Annotated in this window: 9 protein-coding genes; 2 read left to right on the top strand and 7 right to left on the bottom strand. The window is 64.2% G+C overall.

What is annotated here, in order from left to right:
• From Q0L94_RS08050 to ffh, 7 genes are all read right to left on the bottom strand, one after another.
• Positions 1-611: tyrosine-type recombinase/integrase (locus tag Q0L94_RS08050; protein ID WP_296752228.1), on the bottom strand; the 611-nt coding region annotated here is incomplete at its 3' end.
• Positions 592-1,062 carry a methylated-DNA--[protein]-cysteine S-methyltransferase gene (locus Q0L94_RS08045; protein WP_296752225.1) on the bottom strand — a complete coding sequence of 157 codons (471 nt, stop codon included), beginning with the start codon at positions 1,060-1,062 and terminating at the stop codon, positions 592-594. The genes Q0L94_RS08050 and Q0L94_RS08045, both read right to left, overlap by 20 nt.
• A 272-nt stretch (positions 1,063-1,334) precedes the next feature.
• Complete coding sequence (rplS, locus tag Q0L94_RS08040; protein ID WP_296752223.1) at positions 1,335-1,718, bottom strand: 50S ribosomal protein L19; 384 nt, start codon at positions 1,716-1,718, stop codon at positions 1,335-1,337.
• A gap of 74 nt (positions 1,719-1,792) precedes the next feature.
• Positions 1,793-2,557: a tRNA (guanosine(37)-N1)-methyltransferase TrmD gene (gene trmD / locus Q0L94_RS08035; protein WP_296752221.1), complete on the bottom strand. Its 765-nt coding sequence runs from the start codon at positions 2,555-2,557 to the stop codon at positions 1,793-1,795.
• A complete protein-coding gene (rimM, locus tag Q0L94_RS08030) occupies positions 2,557-3,036 on the bottom strand; it encodes a ribosome maturation factor RimM (protein ID WP_296752229.1) in 480 nt (159 codons plus the stop codon). Before rimM ends, trmD begins: the two co-directional genes overlap by 1 nt.
• Positions 3,037-3,064: 28 nt before the next feature.
• Positions 3,065-3,319 (bottom strand): 30S ribosomal protein S16, encoded by a 255-nt coding sequence (gene rpsP / locus Q0L94_RS08025; protein WP_296752218.1) that lies wholly within the window; start codon positions 3,317-3,319, stop codon positions 3,065-3,067.
• Between the two features lie 74 nt (positions 3,320-3,393).
• Positions 3,394-4,737 carry a signal recognition particle protein gene (ffh, locus tag Q0L94_RS08020; RefSeq protein WP_296752215.1) on the bottom strand — a complete coding sequence of 448 codons (1,344 nt, stop codon included), beginning with the start codon at positions 4,735-4,737 and terminating at the stop codon, positions 3,394-3,396.
• 97 nt (positions 4,738-4,834) lie between these two features.
• Between ffh and ccsA the strand changes: the two genes are divergently transcribed.
• Positions 4,835-5,587 (top strand): cytochrome c biogenesis protein CcsA, encoded by a 753-nt coding sequence (ccsA, locus tag Q0L94_RS08015; RefSeq protein WP_296752212.1) that lies wholly within the window; start codon positions 4,835-4,837, stop codon positions 5,585-5,587.
• 11 nt (positions 5,588-5,598) lie between these two features.
• Positions 5,599-6,086, top strand: a 488-nt coding sequence (locus tag Q0L94_RS08010; RefSeq protein WP_296752209.1) for a CNNM domain-containing protein, incomplete at its 3' end; no start/stop codon positions are given.

The raw sequence follows: 6,086 nt of genomic DNA, 5'->3' as shown, positions 1-6,086 counted from the left end.
AGCTGTTTCCCCTGCAATAGCGGGCGGGCGTCAGACAGATAGCGCCGCAGCCACAGCACGGCTTCTTCGCCCAGCGGCACCAGCCGGTCCTTGTTTCCCTTGCCGGTCACGCGTAGCACGCCGTCGCCGAGATTGACCGCGACCAGCTTCAGTCCAACCAGTTCCGATACCCGCAAGCCGGTGGCATACAGGGTTTCCAGCATCGCGCGGTCGCGCAGCCCCGGCGGCGTGTCGGGAGCAGCGCTGTCGAGCAGACGCTCCACATCGGCCTCGGTCAGCGTCTTGGGCAGCGCACGCGGCAGCCTGGGGCTGTCCAGATTGAGCGTGGGATCGGCGGCGATCAGGCGCTCGCGCAACAGGTAACGATAAAACCGCTTCAGCGCCGAGGTGTAGCGTGCCGCGCTGCGCGGCTGGGTGCGGCGGGCGAAACGCCACGCCAGGTAGGCTTCGAGATCGCCCGCCGCGGCGGCATCGAGCCCACGGGCGCGTTCCTTCTGCAGCCAGGCGGCAAAGGTTTTCAGATCGCGCCGGTAGGCCGCCAGCGTCAGGTTCGCCAGTCCGTCTTCCAGCCACAGATGATCGCAAAAGCGGTCAATCAGCACGTCGCTCATGTGCCAGCAGCCAGGTTTTCACGTCCAGTGATGTACCGCTGGACGAATGCATGAAGCCGCCCAGGCCGTGTGCCGCCATCACGCGATGGCAGGGGATGAGGATGGGCAAGGGATTCGATCCGCATGCCTGTCCCACCGCGCGTGCGGCAGTGCCGAGGCGTTTCGCCAGTGCGCCATAGGTGGTCGGCTGCCCAGCCGGAATCCTTATCAGCGCATGCCACACCCGCAACTGGAACGGCGTGCCCTGCGGCACGAAGAGCAAATCGAAAGCGTGACCGGGGTTGTGCCAGTAGGCATCCAGTTCGCGGGCCAGTTGCCGGGCGCGGCTGTCCTGCCGCGCAGAGACTGGCGTGTTCGCCGGCAAAAAATCCAGCCGCGTCAGCGCGTCGCCGGTGAAACTGGCGCCAAGGCGGCACATCGGGGCAGCAAGAATGGCATCGTATGCAGGCATAACCGCATTCTAAGCCGAGGTCACGCGCCCCGTCAGAGCGGCGCAGCGTTTAGCGCCATTTGCACGCACCGCTGCGCAAGGGGCGGGTGGCGGCAAGATCGGCCAGGCTGCAGCGGGTCTTGCGGCTTGCCAGGCAGTCTGCCGTGCCCGGTGTGTGTTCGAACTCGCGCGCACGTGCCTGAGCATGCCCAGTCGGCCCCGGAATAGGCGTGGGACGGCAAAGCAAAACGCCCGCACGATGCGGGCGTTTTGTGCTGCGCCAGGGAGACGGCTTATTCGGCGGCCGTGGCTGCGGCCTTGCGGCTGGGCAGCTTTTCCTTGATGCGTGCGGATTTGCCGGAACGCTCGCGCAGGTAGTACAGCTTGGCGCGGCGCACATCGCCGCGGCGCTTGACTTCGACGCTGGCGACCAGCGGCGAATAGGTCTGGAAGGTCCGTTCGACGCCTTCGCCAGCCGAGATCTTGCGCACGGTGAAGGCGGAGTTGAGGCCGCGGTTGCGCTTGGCGATGACCACGCCTTCATAGGCCTGCAGACGCTCGCGGGCGCCTTCCTTTACTTTCACCTGGACGACGACGGTATCGCCGGGGGCAAAGACGGGGATGGTTTTGCCCAGGCGCGCGATTTCTTCCTGTTCGAGTTGCTCGATGATGTTCATGACGTTTCCTTGCATCTGGCGTGAGAGGTGCACCGCTGCGGGTGGACGTCGCGCCGTTTCATATTGGCCCGGGATTACCGGGCCGCTTCGTTCTGCTGCGCCCCGGATGGGTGCGCAGCGAGAATATCCTGTTCCTGCTTCGACAACACGCGCCTGGACAGCAGATCGGGGCGAAGCGTTGCCGTGATCGTCAGGCTTTGCTGCAACCGCCATTGTGCAATCGCGGCGTGGTTGCCACTTCTCAACACGTCCGGCACCGCCATCCCCTGCCACACCTCGGGCCGGGTGTAGTGCGGGCAGTCGAGCAGGCCGCTGGCGAAGGAATCTTCCACCGCCGAATCCGCATCGTTCAACGCGCCCGGCAGCTGCCGGATGAGGGCGTCCATCAGTGCGAGTGCGGGGAGTTCGCCACCCGACAGCACAAAGTCGCCAAGCGAGAGTTCCTCGTCCACGCGGCGCCGCAACAGCCGCTCGTCGATGCCCTCATAACGCCCGCACAGCAATACCAGCGCAGGCTTTTCCTTCAGTTCCATCACCCGCTGATGCGTCAACGGGCAGCCACGGGGTGAAAAATGCACCACCCACGGCGTCGAATTTTCGCTGGCAAGATCCTGCTGCACCGCGTTCAGCGCGCGGTCCAGCGGCTCGGCCAGCATCAGCATCCCGGGGCCGCCACCGTAAGGGCGGTCGTCCACCGTGCGGTGCGGATCGTCGGTGAAATCGCGCGGATTCCACGCCTTGAACCGGTACAGCCCGCGGTCCAGCGCCCGCCGCGTGATGCCGTAATCCAGCACGGCGTCGAACATTTCGGGGAAGAGCGTGACCGCGTCGAAACGCATCAGTAGTCTTCGCCCCAGTCCACCTCGATCGTCCCGCCGCCCAGGTCCACCTTGCCGACAAAGGCCGCCACGAACGGAATCAGGTGCTCGCGTGCGCCCTTGACGACCAGCAGATCGTTCGCGCCGCCTTCCATCAGGCTGTCGACCTTGCCCAGTTCGATGCCTTCGCGGTTGACCACGGTCAAGCCGATCAGGTCGGACCAGTAGAACTCGTTTTCTTCCGGCGGTGGCAGATCGCGCTTCGCCACCGAGATTTCCTGTCCGCGCAGGGCATACGCCGCGTCGCGGTCGTCGATGCCGGCCAGTTTGGCGACCAGGGCTTTGCCGTGGTCCTGGATGATCTCGACGCTGTAATGTGTCTGCTGCTCGCCGCGCCCGACGCGCCAGGATTCAAAATCCATCAGCGTGCCCGGGTCTTCACTGTAGGGCTGGACCTTGACCCAGCCCTTGATGCCGAACGGGGCGGCGATGCGCCCCATCACCACCCAGGCTTCCTGTTCAGCCAAATCAGGCAGCGGCAGCGGGCTTGTTCTGCTTGACCAGGCGGGCGACGGTGTCGGACATCTGCGCGCCGTTGCTCACCCAGTAGCCGATGCGTTCCTGGTCCAGGCGCACGGCCTCGGCACCCGCGGTGGCCACCGGATTGTAGAAACCGACGCGCTCGATGAAGCGGCCATCACGGCGGCAGCGCGAATCGGCCACCACGACGTTGTAGAAGGGACGGTTTTTGGCGCCGCCGCGCGAAAGACGAATAACGACCATGATTCAACCCACCGGGTAAACGGAGAAAACCGCGAATTATACTCAAAAACCCCTGGCTTGCCAGAGGGTCGGCTTTATCGCATTCCGGGCAGCATGCCCTTCATGCCGCGCATCATCTTGGACAGGCCGCCCTTGCCCATCATTTTCATCATTTTTTGTGCCTGCTCGAACTGGTTCAGCAGCTTGTTGACATCCTGCACCTGCACCCCCGCGCCGGCGGCGATGCGGCGCTTGCGGCTGGCCTTGATGATGTCGGGCTTGCGGCGCTCCAGCGGGGTCATGCTGTTGATGATGCCTTCGACCCGGTTGACGGCCTTGTCGTCGGCGCCGGCGGGAACCGGCATCTGTCCGGCACCGGGCAGCTTGTCCATCAGTGCAGACAGGCCGCCCATTTTGCGCATTTGTTGAATCTGCGCCTTGAAATCCTCGAGGTCGAAATCCTTGCCCTTCTTGACTTTGTCGGCGAGCTTCTTGGCTTCCGCGAGGTCGACCGAGCCTTGTGCCTGCTCGATCAGCGAGAGCACGTCGCCCATGCCAAGAATACGCTGCGCCATGCGTTCGGGGTGGAAGGCTTCCAGCCCGGCGGGTTTTTCGCCGACGCCGATGAACTTGAGCGGCTTGCCGGTGATGTGGCGCACCGACAGCGCCGCGCCGCCGCGGGCGTCGCCGTCGAGCTTGGTGAGCACCACGCCGGTGAGCGGCAATGCTTCGTTGAAGGCCTTGGCGACGTTGACCGCGTCCTGGCCCTGCATGGCGTCGACCACGAACAGGGTTTCAACCGGCTTGACTGCAGCGTGCAGGGCCTTGATTTCGGCCATCATCGCTTCATCGATCGCCAGGCGGCCGGCGGTGTCGACGATCAGCACGTCGTAGAACTGCTTGCGCGCATGATCCTGCGCGGCCTGTGCGATTCTCAACGGATTGCGCTCGTCGCCGGCTTCAAAAAAGCTGACGTCGAGCTGTTTGGCGAGCTGGCGCAACTGGTCGATGGCGGCAGGACGGTAGACGTCGGCGGAGGCGAGCAGCACCTTTTTCTTGCGGTTTTTCAGCAGCAGCGCGAGCTTGCCGCTGGTGGTGGTTTTGCCCGAGCCCTGCAGACCGGCCATCAGGATCACCGCGGGTGGCGCCGCGGCCAGATTCAGTTCGGCGTTTTCGCCACCCATCAGGCGGGTGAGCTCTTCGTGGACGATGCCGATCAGCGCCTGGCCCGGCGACAGGCTGGTGAGCACTTCCTGGCCCAGGGCGCGGGTTTTGACCGCTTCGATGAAGTCCTTGACCACCGGCAGCGCGACGTCGGCCTCGAGCAGGGCCAGGCGCACCTGGCGCAGCGTATCCTGCACGTTGGCTTCGGTGATGCGCGCCTGTCCGCGCAGGTTTTTGACGACGCCGGCGAGGCGTCCGCTGAGATTTTCTAACATGGCTTCCTTGTTGCGGTTATGGACGGCATGGATAATGGGGTTGGCTGAATCCTATTCATTTTAACGAATGTCCCTGCTATTGCTGGTTACCTTATGTGTGAGCGCGCTGTACGGCTGGGTCGCCTGGCGCCTGCAGCGCACGCCGTACGCCGCATCGGTGCGCTGGCTGCTGCCGCTGGCCCTGCTGGCCCACGGTGCGCTGATTTATCATTCGGTGCTGGGGCAGGGCGACATCCGGCTGGGGTTCGGCAACTCCCTGTCGACGATTTTGTGGCTCACTGCGTTGGTCTACTGGCTGGCCAGCCAGGGTGCGCCGCTGGCGCGCCTGCAGTCCTGGGTCAGCGGACTGGCGGCGGTGTCCGTGCTGATTATGGTGCTGTTCACCGCCACCCACGCCATTCCCAATTCGCAGGCGCTGGCCTTGCGCGCGCACCTGGTGGTGTCTTTTCTCGCCTATGGCTTGCTGGCCGTGGCGGCATTGCATGCGGTGCTGATGACCATGCTGGAAAAGCAGCTGCATCGCGGCTCGCTGCAAAACGGCGCGCCGCCCCTGCTGACACTGGAAGCCATGTTGTTCAGAACCATCGGCGCCGGGTTTGTACTGCTGACTCTGGCGCTGTTCAGCGGGGTGTTTTTCTCGGAAGAGCTGTTTGGCACGGCTTTGCAGTTTTCGCACAAAACCGTGCTCGCCATCCTGTCGTGGCTGGTATTCGGCGGCCTGCTGCTGGGGCGGCATTTCCGCGGCTGGCGCGGGCGCACCGCCCTGGTCTGGACGATCACCGGTTTCACCCTGCTGCTGCTGGCCTACCTGGGCACCCAGTTCGTGCTGGAAGTGGTGCTCCGGCGTTGAGGCGATGTTGATTGGATAGCATTTCCACGAGCACGCTGTTTGCCGTGCTTGCCGTTATGCTGCTCACCTCGGCTTTTTTTTCCGCGTCCGAGACGGCGATGATGGCGATCAACCGCTATCGCCTGCGCCACGCTGCCGAGTCCGGCGTGCGCGGCGCGATGCGGGCGCAGGCGCTGCTGGACCAGACCGACAAGCTCCTGGGCGTGATTCTGCTGGGCAACAACCTGGTCAATTCCGCCTCGGGCACGCTGTCAGCCGTGCTGGCCATCCGCTTGTTCGGCGACGGCGAAATGGTGCTGTTCGCGGCGACGCTGTTGCTCACCTTCCTGATTCTGGTGTTCAGCGAAGTCACGCCGAAGGTCATCGGCGCGTCCTTTCCCGAACGCGTCGCCTACCCGGCGACGCTGCTGCTTACACCGCTGCTGACGTTGGCGTATCCGGTGGTGTGGTTCGTCAATCTGTTCGTGCAGGGCATCCTGAAGCTGTTGCATATCAAGCA

The organism is Thiobacillus sp., from assembly GCF_024708915.1.
Note: the sequence above shows the minus strand (reverse complement) of the source record. Positions and strands in the feature narration are given on the sequence as shown.

What these genes read in the sequence shown, in the direction of transcription:
- rpsP (WP_296752218.1), bottom strand. Translation starts at nt 3,319, where the DNA reads ATGGTCGTTATTCGTCTTTCGCGCGGCGGCGCCAAAAACCGTCCCTTC.
- rplS (WP_296752223.1), bottom strand. Translation starts at nt 1,718, where the DNA reads ATGAACATCATCGAGCAACTCGAACAGGAAGAAATCGCGCGCCTGGGC.
- trmD (WP_296752221.1), bottom strand. Translation starts at nt 2,557, where the DNA reads ATGCGTTTCGACGCGGTCACGCTCTTCCCCGAAATGTTCGACGCCGTG.
- Q0L94_RS08045 (WP_296752225.1), bottom strand. Translation starts at nt 1,062, where the DNA reads ATGCCTGCATACGATGCCATTCTTGCTGCCCCGATGTGCCGCCTTGGC.
- ffh (WP_296752215.1), bottom strand. Translation starts at nt 4,737, where the DNA reads ATGTTAGAAAATCTCAGCGGACGCCTCGCCGGCGTCGTCAAAAACCTG.
- rimM (WP_296752229.1), bottom strand. Translation starts at nt 3,036, where the DNA reads ATGGGGCGCATCGCCGCCCCGTTCGGCATCAAGGGCTGGGTCAAGGTC.